Source organism: Pasteurella oralis (assembly GCF_002850605.1).
GTDB lineage: Bacteria > Pseudomonadota > Gammaproteobacteria > Enterobacterales > Pasteurellaceae > Pasteurella > Pasteurella oralis.
Genome location: NZ_NXGB01000002.1, coordinates 188,002 through 202,203 on the forward strand (window position 1 = coordinate 188,002; position 14,202 = coordinate 202,203).

Consider the following 14,202-nt stretch of genomic DNA (forward strand, 5'->3'; position numbering starts at 1 on the left):
AATTATGGGTATTTTAGATTCAATGGCACAACAACAATCACCACAAGCGCAACCTCAAGCAGAACAAGGTGGAATGCAGCAGATGTATCAGTTTCTTATGGATAATTCCATGAAAGCTATTGCAGAAGTTGCAGCGCAGCGTATTCAAGAAAAAGGACCAGTAGAGGGTGTAGCTGACTTGATCGCAACAGCAATGGTTTCTAATCTTCAAGCTGCTAGACAAAACGGTAAAACAATTCCACCGCAAGTTATGTTACAAGTTGCTAAAGATATTGGCATGAACCTGCTTCAACAAATGGGAGTGCCAGAAGATGAATTAGACGATGTCTTTATTGATGTTCTTCTTAGAGCATTAGAGTTATTTGGCGATATGTCAGATGGCATGATTCCACCTGAGGAAGAACAGCAATACATTGATATGATCCAAAAAATCTCACAAGCTGAACAACAAAGACAATCACAAATAAGCGGTAGTGTTCCTCAAGAACAAATGGGAGGTATGTAATGGGATTTGGTGGAATTTTGGCTGCTATGGCTCAAGGTCTTGGTACAGGAATGGTAAAAGTTGCTGATGAAGGTTGGAAAAAAGCAGCGGATGAAAGAAAGTTCAAGTTCTATGCTGATGAAAGTGAAAAAGGTCGCGCACATGATCTTGCTTTAAATGAAAAGAGATTTGAACAAGAAAAAGAAATGGAAGGGATAAAGCATAAGAACAGAATCTCTGAAATAGCTTTCAGTGCGAGACAGAGTGCAAAAAATGGAAGTTCACCAGAGAAAAAGTTTATAAATGAATTTGATTCAGTTCTTGAAGCATTTAATCAAAATAAAAACAGGATAGGAGAAATTGATGATCAATTAAAAAATCCGAAAGGCTTATCAAAAGACGAGATTGATAAATTAAAACAACAAAGAAGCGTATTGCTCGGACAAAATGATCGCATTGCTAATGATGACAGAATTAGAAATGAAGTGATGTCTGGAAAATATGGGGAGCAAATGATATCTAGTTACAACATTGTTGTAGAGCCACTCAGAAAGTCACCAGTAACTATTCAAGAGCCTAGTATGCAACCATTACCTACAGTTGAAGAACCCAAAATGATTAATGCCAATGATGAAGGTGCGCTCAAAAAAGCTCAGAATGATATCTTCTCTAGAAAGATTCAGGAAATGAGTAGAAAACAGGTTGAGCAATATGGAAATGATCCTTATCTGCAATTTATGAAATCTCAATATAGAAAATAGGCTTGATGTGAAACTTAGATAAAAGGGCGTTTAGCCCTTTATTCATTAAATATAGCATTTCCGTTAGACTGCATTTCTACGAGATCAGCCCATGCTTGCATATATTCTTTTCTTTGTGTTAAATATTTTGCTTTATTGTATGTGCCACGCACTGTCGAATATTCGAAATGAGCAAGACACACTTCAATAATATCTGCATTAAATTCTCTTTCATTCATCTCAGTACTAAAAATAGAACGTAATCCATGTGCGGTGAGTTTATTTTGATACCCGATACGCTTAATTGCCTTGTTCGGTGTATCTCTACTCATATTCTTGTGTACATTTTGCACACTGGTGAAAACATATTGTCTGTGTCCATTAATTTTCTTCATTGTTTTAAGTATAGCGAGCGATTGTTTTGATAATGGGCAAATAAAATCTTGCACTTTACCAATTCTTCCTTTCATTTTATATTTTGGTACTTCCCACACTGCGTTTTCCCAATCTATTTCGCTCCATTCCATTTGTGTGACGGACCCTACACGCATTGCTGTTAGTAGCGTTAGTTCTATTGCACACCTCGTATCAAGTGTGATTTTAGAATTTCTTAGTTTTTCAAAAAATTCTGGCAACTCATCAAATAGAATTGTTGGGTTATTTTCATGAACAGGTTTAATAAATACTTTTCCGATATCCGCAGTCGGATTGCTTGGTATAATTGAGCTATTGACCGAGTGAATCATAATATTATTCAGATAACCAATAATACGGTGTAGCGTATCTAATTTGCCCTCTTTTTCTAAGCTGCGCAATTTCGAGATCATGAGTGGTGCGGATATGTCATAGATAGAGTAGTGGCCAACCACATCTAATAGATGACGTTGCAACCTATCTTTTATATCATCAAATGTGTCTTGTTTTAATTTTCCTGCTTTGACTTCATTTTCTCTGAGTCTAAGCCAACTCTTCGCTATTGCAGCTAGTGTAAATTCTTTTTCTTGTAATTTTTTCTGAGACGCCTCAAAAACATGATCCTGTGGGTCTATATCTTGAGCAAGTAAAGAGCGGTATTCATCACGTTTTTGTCTAGCAGCAGCTAAAGATAACTCCGGATAATTACCTAAGCTTATGATAGTTCTCTTTTTAGAAAAAGGTTTGTAATACTGAAAACGCCATATTTTTTTCGAACTACTTTTTCTTATGAAAAGAAGTAGTCCATGGCCATCGGATAGATAGTAGTCTTTTTCCTTTGCTTTAGCATTATTTATCTCTGTGACCGTGAGCGGTTTAACTGTTTTTGCCATATCTTTCCCCTATTTTGGTATTACGTTTTCCAAAGTTTTTGGTATTACATTTCAAAAATCCCATTTTTAGGACAACGTAATACCAAATTTTTAAAAATGTAATACCAAATATAATACCAAAATTGTTGGATAGTATTGGAATGTTTTGGACCATTTTGGAAAGATTTGTATGTGATTTATGGCTTTATCATTGATTTTGTTGGAAATTTTGGACTGTTTTGGATAGGTTTGGAAAGTGAAATGGTGCGACTAGCTGGACTCGAACCAGTGACCCCCACCATGTCAAGGTGGTGCTCTAACCAACTGAGCTATAGTCGCATCGTGAAAAGCGGGGTTATCATATAAGCTTTTAAAACATAAAACAAGAATTTTTTCTATTTTGCTTTTTGAGTGGTAAAAAAATAATCACCTCCTCTTTAACTAAAACGGGGAATTTCCAATTTGCGATCTCGATCTAATTTTATTTTCAGCGTATAATATTGCTCAGTTTTTTCTTGCAATCTTGATTTATGTAAAGAAAGCTAAGATCAATATTTTATAACTTATATCATTTACGGAGTAGGTAATGTCTAGAAGACTAAGAAGAACGAAGATTGTATGTACAATGGGACCGTCAACAGAGCGTGGTAATAACTTAGAAAAAATTATCATGGCTGGCGCTAACGTTGTTCGTATGAACTTTTCTCATGGCACACCAGAGGACCATATTGGTCGAGCTGAAAAAGTGCGTGAGATTGCAAAGAAACTGGGTAAAACAGTTGCTATTTTAGGTGACTTACAAGGTCCTAAAATCCGTGTTTCTACCTTCAAGGATGGTAAAATTTTCTTAAATATTGGTGATAAATTTGTTCTTGATGCTGACTTACCTAAAGGTGAGGGCACGCAAGAAGGCGTTGGTTTAGATTATAAAACTTTACCACAAGATGTTGTACCGGGTGATATTTTATTATTAGATGATGGTCGTGTTCAGTTAAAAGTATTATCTACTGAAGGTGCAAAAGTATTTACTGAGGTAACTGTTGGTGGTCCATTATCAAATAATAAAGGAATCAATAAGTTAGGTGGTGGTTTATCTGCTGATGCGTTAACTGAAAAAGATAAAAACGATATTTTATTAGCGGCTAAAATCGGTGTCGATTATTTAGCAGTTTCTTTCCCTCGTTCAAGTGCAGATTTAAATTATGCTCGTGAGTTAGCAAATGCAGCGGGATTAAATGCAAAAATTGTTGCTAAAGTAGAACGAGCTGAAACAGTTGTAGATACTGAAGCAATGGACGATATTATTCTTGCGTCAGATGTTATCATGGTTGCTCGTGGTGACTTAGGTGTTGAGATTGGTGATCCTGAGCTTGTTGGCGTACAGAAAAAATTAATTCGTCGTGCTCGTCAATTAAACCGTGTAGTGATTACTGCAACACAGATGATGGAATCAATGATTAGCAACCCAATGCCAACTCGTGCAGAAGTGATGGATGTAGCTAATGCAGTATTAGATGGTACAGACGCAGTAATGCTTTCAGCAGAAACAGCAGCAGGGCAGTATCCTGCAGAAACGGTTGCAACAATGGCAAAAGTTTGCTTAGGTGCTGAAAAAATGCCAAGTATTAATGTATCTCGCCATCGTATGAATGTTCAATTTGATTCCATTGAAGAATCTGTCGCGTTATCTGCAATGTATGCTGCAAACCATATGAAAGGCGTTGCAGCAATTATTGCAATGACACATACTGGTCGTACAGCGCTTCTTATGTCACGTATTAGTTCAGGTTTACCAATTTTTGCACTATCACGTAATCAGGATGCATTAAATCTCTGTGCGCTATATCGTGGTGTCACACCAGTCTATTTTGATGAAGTGAGTCGTAATTCAAAAGGTGCAGCCGCTGCGATCCAGTTATTAAAAGAGAAAGGCTTTTTAGTTGCTGGTGATTTAGTATTATTAACACAGGGTGATGAATTATTAGCAAGTGGTACAAATACTTGCCGTACATTAGTTGTTGAGTAATTAAATTGTGTTATAAAAAACGGTGCAGATAAAATTGTCTCACCGTTTTTTTATTGTCAACTAAAATCTACTTTTTTGAAGGCGGATTTTCGCTGTTAGTGTTAAAAACCTTATTTTTGCAAGGGTCGCTTTTACTACTTTAATTTAAGTTTATTGCTATTTTCTGACCTTTTTGAGCACTTTCGTAGGCTTTTTCAATCAACAATAATACTTGGTATGCTTGCTGTGCTGTTACTATCAGTTGTGCAGAGTTTGTTAGTGCGACATAGATGTTATCGTAGTAAGCTTGATAATTGCCTCGTTCAGATTCAATTTTTTTACGTATCACAGAACCATTTATTTCTGTGTGTAAAATTCCCCAATCTTGTTCTATCTCTTGATTCCAATTTCCTTTAGGTTTTATGCCTGCAATTAAAAGTGCTTCTTGATTATCTAGCTTGGGTTTTATATATGATCCTAATTTTCCTTGCAAGATGATGTGTGGCGCTTGTTCTCTTGCAAATTTAGTTGAAGACATCGTCACTTTTTTATCTGAGTAATAGAATGTAATTCTAAAACTATCGTCACTACCACTTTCAGCATTTTGTTTCGTAATATCAGCATAAAGTGCGGTCGGAATTCCAAATAAATCGATGACGTGATCAATAAGATGAACGCCAAGATCATATACTAATCCTGTTCCTAATTCGCCTGTTTCCTTCCATGCTTTCTTATTTTTATATGGGCTAAAACGTTCATATCGAATTTCATACTCAACAATATCACCTAATAAATGATCTGCGATAAGTTTTTTCACCGTTAATGCACCATTATCCCAGCGACGATTTTGATAAACAGATAATATGACATTTTGCTTGTGAGCCAATTCATTTAGTACTTTTGCTTCTTGTGCAGTAATCGCCAGTGGTTTTTCAACGATGACATGTTTACTTGCTAGAATTGCTTTTTGGGCTAACTGATAATGTGTTTGATTTGGTGTTGTAATAATGACAAGATCAATGTCAGGCGTTAATAATGATTCAAAATCATGCACAACTTCTACATAAGGATAATCAATTTTTGCAAGTTCACTAGTCCGTTCAAATATTTTTTTTATTTGAAAGCGAGGATCGAGATCTAAAAATGGTGTATGAAATGTTTTAGCAGACATACCAAAGCCTGCAATGGCGACATTGATTATTTTTTCCATCATTTCAACTTCTCTAAATGAGTAAATAAAAGATTATCGGGTTGAGTGTGAATTTTGTACATTCTAAGCATTAATAGAACCGCAGCAATAGTTAAGCTCACAACGAAACCAATCCAAAAGCCTTCTGCGCCTAATGCAGGCATTAAAATATCAGTACGTGCTAATGTGTAGCCAATAGGCATGCCAACTACCCAATAGCAGAATAATGTAATATATAAAATCGCTTTGGTATCTTTATAACCACGTAATGCGCCACCAGCAACAACTTGTACTGTATCTGAGAATTGATAGAGCGCGGCAAGTAGTAATAAGGTTCCCGCCATTGCTATAACTTGAGCATCTTTGACGAAGATTTTAGCTATTTCGACACGGAAAATTACCGTTATAGTCGCTGTGATCATTGCAATTAATAAACCTACAATTAATGCAGAATAACATACTTTTTTAGCTTTATCCGCTGAACCTTCTCCTAGACGTTGACCAACTAGAATTGTGGCAGCCATGCCTAACGACATTGGTAACATAAATAAAAATGAACTGGTATTTAATGCAATTTGGTGACTTGCAACAATATCAGTACCTAGTGGGGAGAGTAATAACGCAGTTAAAGCAAATAACGCGACTTCACAAAAAAGTGCAACAGCAATAGGGAAGCCTAAATTGAGTAATTTTTTTAAAGTAGTGAAATCAGGTTTTTCAAAAATCTTGTCAAATACTTTTAAATCACGTTGATTACGTGCATTTTTACAATAGAGGATCATCAAAATACACATAAACCAATTTACGATAGCTGTAGCAATACCGCAACCAACGGCACCGAATGCAGGAATACCTAACTTTCCATAAATAAAAATATAATTGAGAGGAATATTTAATCCTAAGCCAAGAAACGTAATGACCATAGCGGGTTTAGTTTTAGCAATTCCATCATTTAAGCAACGAAAATTTATCATCAGTAAATAAGCAGGCAATCCCCATATCATCGCGTGTAAATAACCGATCGTGATACTTTTTAGATGTTCTTCAACTTGCATGTAGTCAAATACTAAGTTGCTGTAATAAATCAATAAACCTAAAGGTAAGCAACTAAATAAAATGATCCAGATACCTTGGCGAACTTGATGAGCGATTTGATCACGTTTTCCTGAACCATTGAGATAAGAAATAGTAGGGGGTAGGGCGAGCAATAAACCATGTCCAAAAAGGACTAAAGGAAACCAAATAGAAGCCCCAACTGAGATTGCAGCCATATCAGCAGAGCTGACACGTCCAGACATAATTGTATCAACTAATCCCATTGAATTTTGTGCAACTTGTGCCATAAGAATAGGTAATGCAATTAAAATTAGTTTTTTTGCTTCAACTTGATACGCATTAAAATCTATAAATTTCATAAAAATTCCGAGTTTGTTATAATAATTAGATATTTTGTTTAAAAGAGAGATGACTATGTTTACAGGTATTGTACAGGGAACTGCAAAAATTGTTTCTATTCAAGACAAGGCTAATTTTAGAACACAGACTGTGAAAATGCCACAAGAAATGCTAAAAGGATTAGAAATAGGTGCTTCAGTTGCTAATAATGGCGTTTGTTTAACTGTGACAGAAATTAAGCATGATCTGGTAAGTTTTGATTTAATGGCAGAAACATTACGTATTACAAATTTAGGCGAATTAGTTGTTGGTGATTTTGTTAATATTGAACGAGCTATACAAATGGGAGCTGAAATTGGTGGGCATATTTTATCGGGACATGTGTATTGCACTGCGGAAGTAAAAGACATCATCGCTTCAGAAAATAATTACCAAGTTTGGTTTGAGTTGCCTAATGTAGAGGTGATGAAGTATATTCTTACCAAAGGATTTATTGCGATTGATGGTATCAGTTTAACTATTGGTAAAGTAAAAGCGCAGCAGTTCTGTGTTAATCTTATCCCAGAAACTTTAACGCGTACTTTAATTGGACAACGTGAGTTAGGGGATAAAGTAAATATTGAGATAGATCCACAGACTCAAGCTATCGTTGATACCGTAGAGCGTTATTTAAGCTCTAAAACCATGTCATAGATGATTTCAGTAAAAATAAAGTGCGGTCCAAATTTTGAAAATTTTGACCGCACTTTTTGTTGAACTGTTAGCCTAATATAAGCAAGAATAGATTAATTTAAGTAATTGAATACTTTGACTACTTTTTTCACACCTGAAACATTACGAGCAACATCAGTTGCTGCATCTGCTTGAGCTTGTGTAACATTTCCCATCAGGAATACTTCGCCATTTTCGGTGATTACTTTGATATCAGTTGATTTTACACGTGAGTCTACCAACATTTTAGATTTAATTTCTGTTGTCGTGAAACCATCTTTAGCAATTTGTCCGAATGTAATTTGTGGTTGAATGCGAATTTGATTATAGACGTCATTTACACCTTCAACGCCTTTAGCCAAGCTAGTTGCAACTTCTGCTACATTGTCATTTGGTGCTTGACCGATTAACAAGATACGACCACTATAGGAAACGATGTTAATACGGGCTTCAGATTTTACTTGTGCATCTTTATAAATTGCGATACGTACTTTTTCTTCTAAAGTTTCATCATCAACTTGGGTTCCAACTGTTCTTGGATCTGTCGCTACTTTAGTTGCTACTGCGGCTGTACCCGCAATTGTTGCGGCAACACAACCTTGTAGCAAGAGAGCTGCGCCTAAAATTAAAGAGAGTTTTTTTAATGTTTTCATGTGCATGATAGTTCTCCTTTATTATTCATAGTTGCATTTAGTGTTCTTGAAATTAGCGTTATTGTCAAGCTATGAGTGAGAAAACAACGTGTGGTCAATAAGCTCACAAATAAGATTAACAATGAAGCAATGGCTTTCAATAATTCGACTTTCTTTTACCGCAGGAACAGAAATTTCAAGATCATTTTCAGTTAAAAAGCCTTGAATATGATCATTACCTGAGCCTGTGAGTACAATAACATTAATTCCTTTGTTTACTGCGCTATTAATCACGTTAGTAATTAAATCTTCATTGTGAGCTAAAGGAGAAAAGGCAACAAGAATATCACCTGTTTGCGCGATGGCATTGAATTGGCGCTGAAAAGCAGTATCAGTATTATTGTCCAGCATCATTGCTGCATTAATTGCATTATCGAGACTCAATAAAGTAGAAGGAAAGCTCGGACGAGCTAATTCATAACGATTAAGTAAATTTGCAACGAGCAATTGAGCGTTAATATAAGAACGACCATTAGCACAAGCAATAATTTTATTACCTCGAAGAAGACAATCTACAATGTGTTGAGTTGCCTGAGCAATATTATTGGGTAATAAGCTAGAAGCCGAAATGTGCGTTTGAATACTTTCAGTGTATAAATCTTTAAGTTTTTCTAACATAATGCTTAATCAAGAAAATTTATAATCCATTCAATATCTTGTGTAGTTTTACCGAAAGCAATAAGGTCAAAACGACAATCAGTATCTTCTAAACTACGATCTTGCTGAGCAAGCCATAAATTGGCTGCATTCAGCCATTTTTGTTGTTTCTGCCAATCAACACTTTCAATTGCGGAACCAAAACAGCAATTTTGGCGTTGACGGACTTCAATAAAAACAATAGTTTGTTGATCTAACATAATTAAATCAAGTTCGCCACATTTGAAAGATTGATTAGCTGCAATAAATTGCAGACCTTGAGATTCTAAAAAGAGGCGAGCTTGGCATTCAAATCTCGCCCCTTGTTGACGCTTTAATGAGAACATTTTAGTTTAATGGGATGATGCCGCCGCTTTGGTATTGGAACCAAGTCATGTCACGTTCAATATTACAGTTTGAGCCAGCACTTAACTTACCTGTTAAACCATCAATATTATAGCCTGGTACTTGGCGTAGCTCATTAAAGTGATTAATGAGCAACCATGCATCAGCGCCCATTGCATAAAGACGCATGAGTGAAAAATCACCTTTAGTGAGTTTTTCAATTTTCTTGTATTGTACTGATGTGACATCTTTAAAGAATGGAATGTCACTAAATTGTAACCCTTCCATTAATAAGCGATATTCAGGACCATTGTTAGCAGAGTTGCTACGTGAGCTAGCATATAATTTAGTTTGGCTACCGCTGTTATCAATGTTGGTTTTAATTTCTGCTAGTTGATCACTCATAGCAACAATGTAGATTCCTTGTGCGCTTTGATTCGCATTTTCTAGGCTATAAGTGATATCTGCAGCTTGAGCATAGAATTTAATATTAGCATCAGTTGCGGCGAGCTGTTGCCAGCGTACATTAAATGCTGATGCAGTACGGCGACCAAGATCGCTTTGTGGTACAAAGACTAATGGCATGCGAATACCATCTTTCCACATTTTATTTGCGGCGGATTCTGCTTCATCTTCAGGCGATAATCCGTAATAACATAATTGACCAATAGTACGTTCATTTGAAGTTGAGTTTAAAGTAAGCACATCTAGCCCTTGTACTAAGCTTGGGTTATTTAAAATTGTATCGACATTTTGCTTTAATAACGGACCAACAACGGTTTTAATACCTGCTTGCTTTACTTGATCAAGGATTTGTTCAATAGGCATTGTCATTGTATCAAATATTTGCACTTGTGCGCCTGCATTATCTTTAGAGGCATCAAATCCAGCTTTAATCGTATTTCCAATGAGTTGACCATTGCCGCTAAGCGGGAGTAATAAGGCAACTTGTGAAAAATTCGTTTGTTGGAAGTTAAATAAACTTTGTAATTCAGTTGGGAATAAATAAGCAACAGAATGAGTTGGATATGCGGTTTTCCATTGTTGAATTGCATAACTTAACTGAGCTGGACTATTTAGGTTGTCATTGTATGCACGTGTTAATGCTAGCCAACCACCTAATGCTGCATCACCATCTGCAGAAGCATTGTTAATGACACCACGATTGGCATTACGTAATAAAGCCCAAGTGCGGTCAATATTTGCTTGTTTACGTGCTATGTCAGATAAATATTGATCTATTTTAATTCGGGCTTTAACAGCTTCTATAGCATCATAACGATTTTCTGCAATTCGTGCGGTAATCTCATAATAGCGCGCCATTTGTGAACTACTTAATTTTGTTACATTGATCAGTTTCAATTGATTTTCAGCTACTGTATTTTGTTGTTTAACGGCTGAAATATGCGCATCGATGATGGATTTATCTAATAATTGCTCATCAGTTAAATCTTTTAATTCAGCGAGCAGTGCTTGTGCTTGTGGTAATTTATTTTCTGTAATTAATACACGTGCAGCTAAGAGTTTATAGGTTTGTTGTTCTTCAACGTTTTGTGCCTGATACATTTTATTCATATAAAAGTCAGAGCTTGCATTGGCATCACCTTTTAAGGCACTTGTTAAGCCAGTATTAAATAATGTGGTACAGCTGGCAAGAAAAAGAGTAAAGAAAAAAGGCATTAATCGATTTTTTAAATTAATGTGTTGTAATAGAATAGTCATGATTACTCCGTTTGTTAACAACAATAGAACGATCTTACTTATCTCACTCATTAAAAGCAAATAAAAGAAGTCTCAAATGAATAATTTAACAGGAATTTTATATATTGTCGCCACGCCGATTGGTAATTTACAAGATATTACACAGCGAGCGTTAGACGTCTTTTCTCAAGTAGATTTAATTGCTGCTGAAGATACTCGGCATAGTGGTTTGTTGTTGAGTCATTATGGAATTAAAAAACCTTTCTTTGCGTTACATGATCATAATGAACAACAAAAAGCGCATCTTTTAGTAGAGAAGTTGCAACAAGGATGCCATATTGCATTGGTTTCTGATGCGGGTACACCTTTGATTAGTGATCCAGGGTTTCACTTAGTGCGTCAATGCCGCCAAGCTGGAATTAAAGTTGTACCGCTTCCTGGTGCTTGTGCCGCAATTACTGCACTTTGTGCATCAGGTATTGCTTCAGATCGATTTTGCTTTGAAGGTTTTTTACCCGCTAAAACGAAAGCAAGATGTGATAAATTGCAAAATTTAGTCGAAGAAGAACGCACTTTGATTTTTTATGAATCTACTCATCGTATTTTAGACACGTTAGCCGATATGGAAAAAGTCTTTGGTGCAGGGCGTTATGTAGTGTTGGCGCGTGAAATAACAAAAACTTGGGAAACTATTGTTGGTGATAATGTTGTCAATTTGCGTCAATGGCTACAAGAAGATTTGAATAGGATAAAAGGTGAAATAGTATTAATTATTGAAGGCAAATTAAAAACGGCAGTGGAGGAGATAAATCCTCAAGCGATTAAAGCTCTTAAATTAATTAGCCAAGAATTACCATTAAAGAAAGCAGCAGCTATTGTTGCAGAATTATATAATTGTAAAAAGAATTTTTTATATGAATATGGACTAAACCATTTTGATTAGTTTTTAAACTATAAAAGTGGTCATATTTAGTTATTGAATATGATCATTTTTTTATTTAACTAAATAAATCTATTTCTACTAATAAATTGTTTGTCTTTTATTCTTATTTTTGATTATAATCGCGTCCCTAGTTTTTATATGGGTATTTCTTAGTGCTCATTTAGTTCATTAATCACTAGTTTTCATTTCCAATATAAAGTAATTTAAAATAAACGGATATGATGAATCAATTACATCGTAGAGCTCAAAATAAAGGCTATACTATTTATTTCCTCTTGAGTATTTTTTTCTGTCTCGGTTTATGGGGTTATAGTGAACAGCATCTCTCATTTATAGATGCGTTGTATAGCAATATTAAATTGATTGTTATTAATGGGGAAGAACATGCACCAAACTGGCAAATAGAATTAGCACGTTTTGCTTTGCCGTTATTCACAATTGGGGCTGTAGTCAAATTATTTGTGCAAGTGATTGGACAAAAAATAACATTTCTTAGTTTAAAGCTGTTTCCTCCACACATGGTTGTATTTAGTACAACGAAACTCGCTTTCGTTTCAAGTATTTTGGCCAATCGTCCAGGTAAAAAGCTGTTTGTTGATATTTCTAAAGAAGGGATAGCTTATTATGGTGAGTTACCTGATCGGAATTATAAATTATTACATTTACCTGAGTTATCTTTTGAGCAACTGAATAGTTTAAATTTAAAATCAGCAGAAACGATTTATTTAGTTGCCCTACAGGATGAAACAAATATTGCATTAGCACAATCTATCATTCCACTATTAAATCGTACTAGCAGTAAACCACGTTTGTTGATTAATGTAGCGAATCGATTGATATCACGTATTGCTAATCAAGAACATATTTTTGAACAGTATCGTAGCGAGAAGGGGGAAATTGTATGGGGGAATGCTATTCATAGTGCGGCACGTTTACTCTTACAAAAACGCCCTCCATTACGTGAAAGTTCATTATCGACTAATGGTATACTGCATATCGGTATTGTCGGTTTTACACGGCTTACCGGTCAATTAATTTTGAACATCATGCGTAATTGCGTCTATTTAAATATTCATCAGATTTATTTAAGTATTTTTAGTCAACATCCTGAAGCTTATGAACAGTTTTTACAGGAAAATCCGCTTCTATTGAAAGAAAATCAGCGTAAACAAATTTATGGTGGCGGTGGGTTTCCATTAGAAGCAAATCACTATGTATGTCGTGAGACACATATTTCTCCAGCTTTACTTACTGATGTAATAGCGAAATATGGTGAATTTAATCACATTTATGTGACAGACGATATAGACTACATGGTATTGGAAGCTTGTTACAAAATTCGTCAAAGTTTGACCGCACTTCAAGCACCAGCTTATCTTACAGCTTGTTTATTTGAAAAAGATTTGGCTTATGTGGAAAAGTTAAATTTGGTAGCTCAAGCTAATAAAGTAGAAAATCAGGATATTCATTACTTTTCGATGATTCAAAGTAGTATTAATTATCCTTATGAAGAAGCACATGATGTATTGTCATTAATCATTCATACGGCCTATCAAGCCGTTCATAGCCGTGCTTTTCCTTCAATAAAATCTGTAGAATTTGGACCTCAATTTGCTAGTGCATTTTTAGAACATATTGATTCAGCAAACAAAGATTGGCGTGAGTCTTTACAGGAAGGATTTCGCCATTCAAATCGCTGTGCCGCTGATCATTTATTTATCAAACTAAGAGAACTTGGTTTTGAATTAGTACACCAGAAAGAGTGTGGTTCGCAAGATTTATTGATTGCAGAGTTGCATTATGCAATTCAGCAACATCTTACCTCATTGCTACGATTAGAACATCAACGTTTTTACCAAGAACGTTTAACTGATGGTTGGCTTTATGCTAAACAGAATGATGAAAGGCAACAGCTGAACTGTAGTTTAGTTCCATTTGAGCAGATTTCTGAGTTAGAAAAACATAAAGATGAATGTATGTTGCGTTTAATTCCTTTTATTTTGGCGCAACCAATGGTGCGGCAACACTATCAACTCAAAAAGCTTAAACAAGCTAGCTAATATTAATATTAGCTC

The 14,202-nt window shown here is 35.4% G+C and carries 13 protein-coding genes and 1 tRNA gene; 6 read left to right on the forward strand and 8 right to left on the reverse strand.

Annotated features, from left to right (window positions below; translation table 11 throughout):
* The first annotated feature begins 4 nt into the window (after positions 1 to 4).
* Together C0975_RS03345 and C0975_RS03350 are read left to right on the forward strand one after the other, a co-directional pair.
* A complete protein-coding gene (locus C0975_RS03345; RefSeq protein WP_101774982.1) occupies positions 5 to 505 on the forward strand; it encodes a hypothetical protein in 501 nt (166 codons plus the stop codon).
* On the forward strand, positions 505 to 1,245 hold the full coding sequence (locus C0975_RS03350) for a hypothetical protein (protein WP_101774983.1): 741 nt from the start codon (positions 505 to 507) through the stop codon (positions 1,243 to 1,245). The genes C0975_RS03345 and C0975_RS03350 overlap by 1 nt, the downstream gene beginning before the upstream one ends.
* 38 nt (positions 1,246 to 1,283) lie before the next feature.
* Here the strand turns inward: C0975_RS03350 and C0975_RS03355 are convergent, their stop codons facing one another.
* On the reverse strand, positions 1,284 to 2,531 hold the full coding sequence (locus tag C0975_RS03355) for a tyrosine-type recombinase/integrase (RefSeq protein WP_101774984.1): 1,248 nt from the start codon (positions 2,529 to 2,531) through the stop codon (positions 1,284 to 1,286).
* 241 nt (positions 2,532 to 2,772) lie between these two features.
* Positions 2,773 to 2,849: transfer RNA gene (locus C0975_RS03360), tRNA-Val, on the reverse strand.
* A gap of 247 nt (positions 2,850 to 3,096) precedes the next feature.
* On the opposite strand from C0975_RS03360, the gene pyk reads away from it, so the two are divergent.
* A complete protein-coding gene (pyk, locus tag C0975_RS03365) occupies positions 3,097 to 4,536 on the forward strand; it encodes a pyruvate kinase (RefSeq protein ID WP_101774985.1) in 1,440 nt (479 codons plus the stop codon).
* Between the two features lie 139 nt (positions 4,537 to 4,675).
* Here the strand turns inward: pyk and C0975_RS03370 are convergent, their stop codons facing one another.
* Both C0975_RS03370 and C0975_RS03375 read right to left on the reverse strand, forming a co-directional pair.
* Entirely contained in the window at positions 4,676 to 5,725 is a 1,050-nt protein-coding gene (locus C0975_RS03370) for a Gfo/Idh/MocA family oxidoreductase (protein ID WP_101775166.1), read from the reverse strand.
* Positions 5,725 to 7,119: an MATE family efflux transporter gene (locus C0975_RS03375; RefSeq protein WP_101774986.1), complete on the reverse strand. Its 1,395-nt coding sequence runs from the start codon at positions 7,117 to 7,119 to the stop codon at positions 5,725 to 5,727. Before C0975_RS03375 ends, C0975_RS03370 begins: the two co-directional genes overlap by 1 nt.
* 55 nt (positions 7,120 to 7,174) lie before the next feature.
* On the opposite strand from C0975_RS03375, the gene C0975_RS03380 reads away from it, so the two are divergent.
* Positions 7,175 to 7,792 carry a riboflavin synthase subunit alpha gene (locus C0975_RS03380; RefSeq protein WP_101774987.1) on the forward strand — a complete coding sequence of 206 codons (618 nt, stop codon included), beginning with the start codon at positions 7,175 to 7,177 and terminating at the stop codon, positions 7,790 to 7,792.
* 92 nt (positions 7,793 to 7,884) lie between these two features.
* Here the strand turns inward: C0975_RS03380 and dolP are convergent, their stop codons facing one another.
* From dolP to C0975_RS03400, 4 genes are all read right to left on the reverse strand, one after another.
* Positions 7,885 to 8,469, reverse strand: a complete 585-nt coding sequence (dolP, locus tag C0975_RS03385) for a division/outer membrane stress-associated lipid-binding lipoprotein (RefSeq protein ID WP_101774988.1) — start codon at positions 8,467 to 8,469, stop codon at positions 7,885 to 7,887.
* Between the two features lie 63 nt (positions 8,470 to 8,532).
* Positions 8,533 to 9,120 carry a D-sedoheptulose-7-phosphate isomerase gene (locus tag C0975_RS03390; protein ID WP_101774989.1) on the reverse strand — a complete coding sequence of 196 codons (588 nt, stop codon included), beginning with the start codon at positions 9,118 to 9,120 and terminating at the stop codon, positions 8,533 to 8,535.
* A 5-nt stretch (positions 9,121 to 9,125) separates the two neighbouring features.
* Positions 9,126 to 9,485 (reverse strand): YraN family protein, encoded by a 360-nt coding sequence (locus tag C0975_RS03395; protein ID WP_101774990.1) that lies wholly within the window; start codon positions 9,483 to 9,485, stop codon positions 9,126 to 9,128.
* Position 9,486: 1 nt separating this feature from the next.
* Positions 9,487 to 11,205 carry a penicillin-binding protein activator gene (locus C0975_RS03400; protein ID WP_101774991.1) on the reverse strand — a complete coding sequence of 573 codons (1,719 nt, stop codon included), beginning with the start codon at positions 11,203 to 11,205 and terminating at the stop codon, positions 9,487 to 9,489.
* 76 nt (positions 11,206 to 11,281) lie between these two features.
* On the opposite strand from C0975_RS03400, the gene rsmI reads away from it, so the two are divergent.
* Complete coding sequence (gene rsmI / locus C0975_RS03405; protein ID WP_101774992.1) at positions 11,282 to 12,127, forward strand: 16S rRNA (cytidine(1402)-2'-O)-methyltransferase; 846 nt, start codon at positions 11,282 to 11,284, stop codon at positions 12,125 to 12,127.
* Between the two features lie 221 nt (positions 12,128 to 12,348).
* Positions 12,349 to 14,187: a hypothetical protein gene (locus C0975_RS03410; protein ID WP_101774993.1), complete on the forward strand. Its 1,839-nt coding sequence runs from the start codon at positions 12,349 to 12,351 to the stop codon at positions 14,185 to 14,187.
* Positions 14,188 to 14,202 lie beyond the last annotated feature (15 nt).

Coding starts and splice junctions, on each gene's coding strand:
- C0975_RS03345 (WP_101774982.1), top strand. CDS start 5: ATGGGTATTTTAGATTCAATGGCACAACAACAATCACCACAAGCGCAA.
- C0975_RS03350 (WP_101774983.1), top strand. CDS start 505: ATGGGATTTGGTGGAATTTTGGCTGCTATGGCTCAAGGTCTTGGTACA.
- C0975_RS03355 (WP_101774984.1), bottom strand. CDS start 2,531: ATGGCAAAAACAGTTAAACCGCTCACGGTCACAGAGATAAATAATGCT.
- pyk (WP_101774985.1), top strand. CDS start 3,097: ATGTCTAGAAGACTAAGAAGAACGAAGATTGTATGTACAATGGGACCG.
- C0975_RS03370 (WP_101775166.1), bottom strand. CDS start 5,725: ATGGAAAAAATAATCAATGTCGCCATTGCAGGCTTTGGTATGTCTGCT.
- C0975_RS03375 (WP_101774986.1), bottom strand. CDS start 7,119: ATGAAATTTATAGATTTTAATGCGTATCAAGTTGAAGCAAAAAAACTA.
- C0975_RS03380 (WP_101774987.1), top strand. CDS start 7,175: ATGTTTACAGGTATTGTACAGGGAACTGCAAAAATTGTTTCTATTCAA.
- dolP (WP_101774988.1), bottom strand. CDS start 8,469: ATGCACATGAAAACATTAAAAAAACTCTCTTTAATTTTAGGCGCAGCT.
- C0975_RS03390 (WP_101774989.1), bottom strand. CDS start 9,120: ATGTTAGAAAAACTTAAAGATTTATACACTGAAAGTATTCAAACGCAC.
- C0975_RS03395 (WP_101774990.1), bottom strand. CDS start 9,485: ATGTTCTCATTAAAGCGTCAACAAGGGGCGAGATTTGAATGCCAAGCT.
- C0975_RS03400 (WP_101774991.1), bottom strand. CDS start 11,205: ATGACTATTCTATTACAACACATTAATTTAAAAAATCGATTAATGCCT.
- rsmI (WP_101774992.1), top strand. CDS start 11,282: ATGAATAATTTAACAGGAATTTTATATATTGTCGCCACGCCGATTGGT.
- C0975_RS03410 (WP_101774993.1), top strand. CDS start 12,349: ATGAATCAATTACATCGTAGAGCTCAAAATAAAGGCTATACTATTTAT.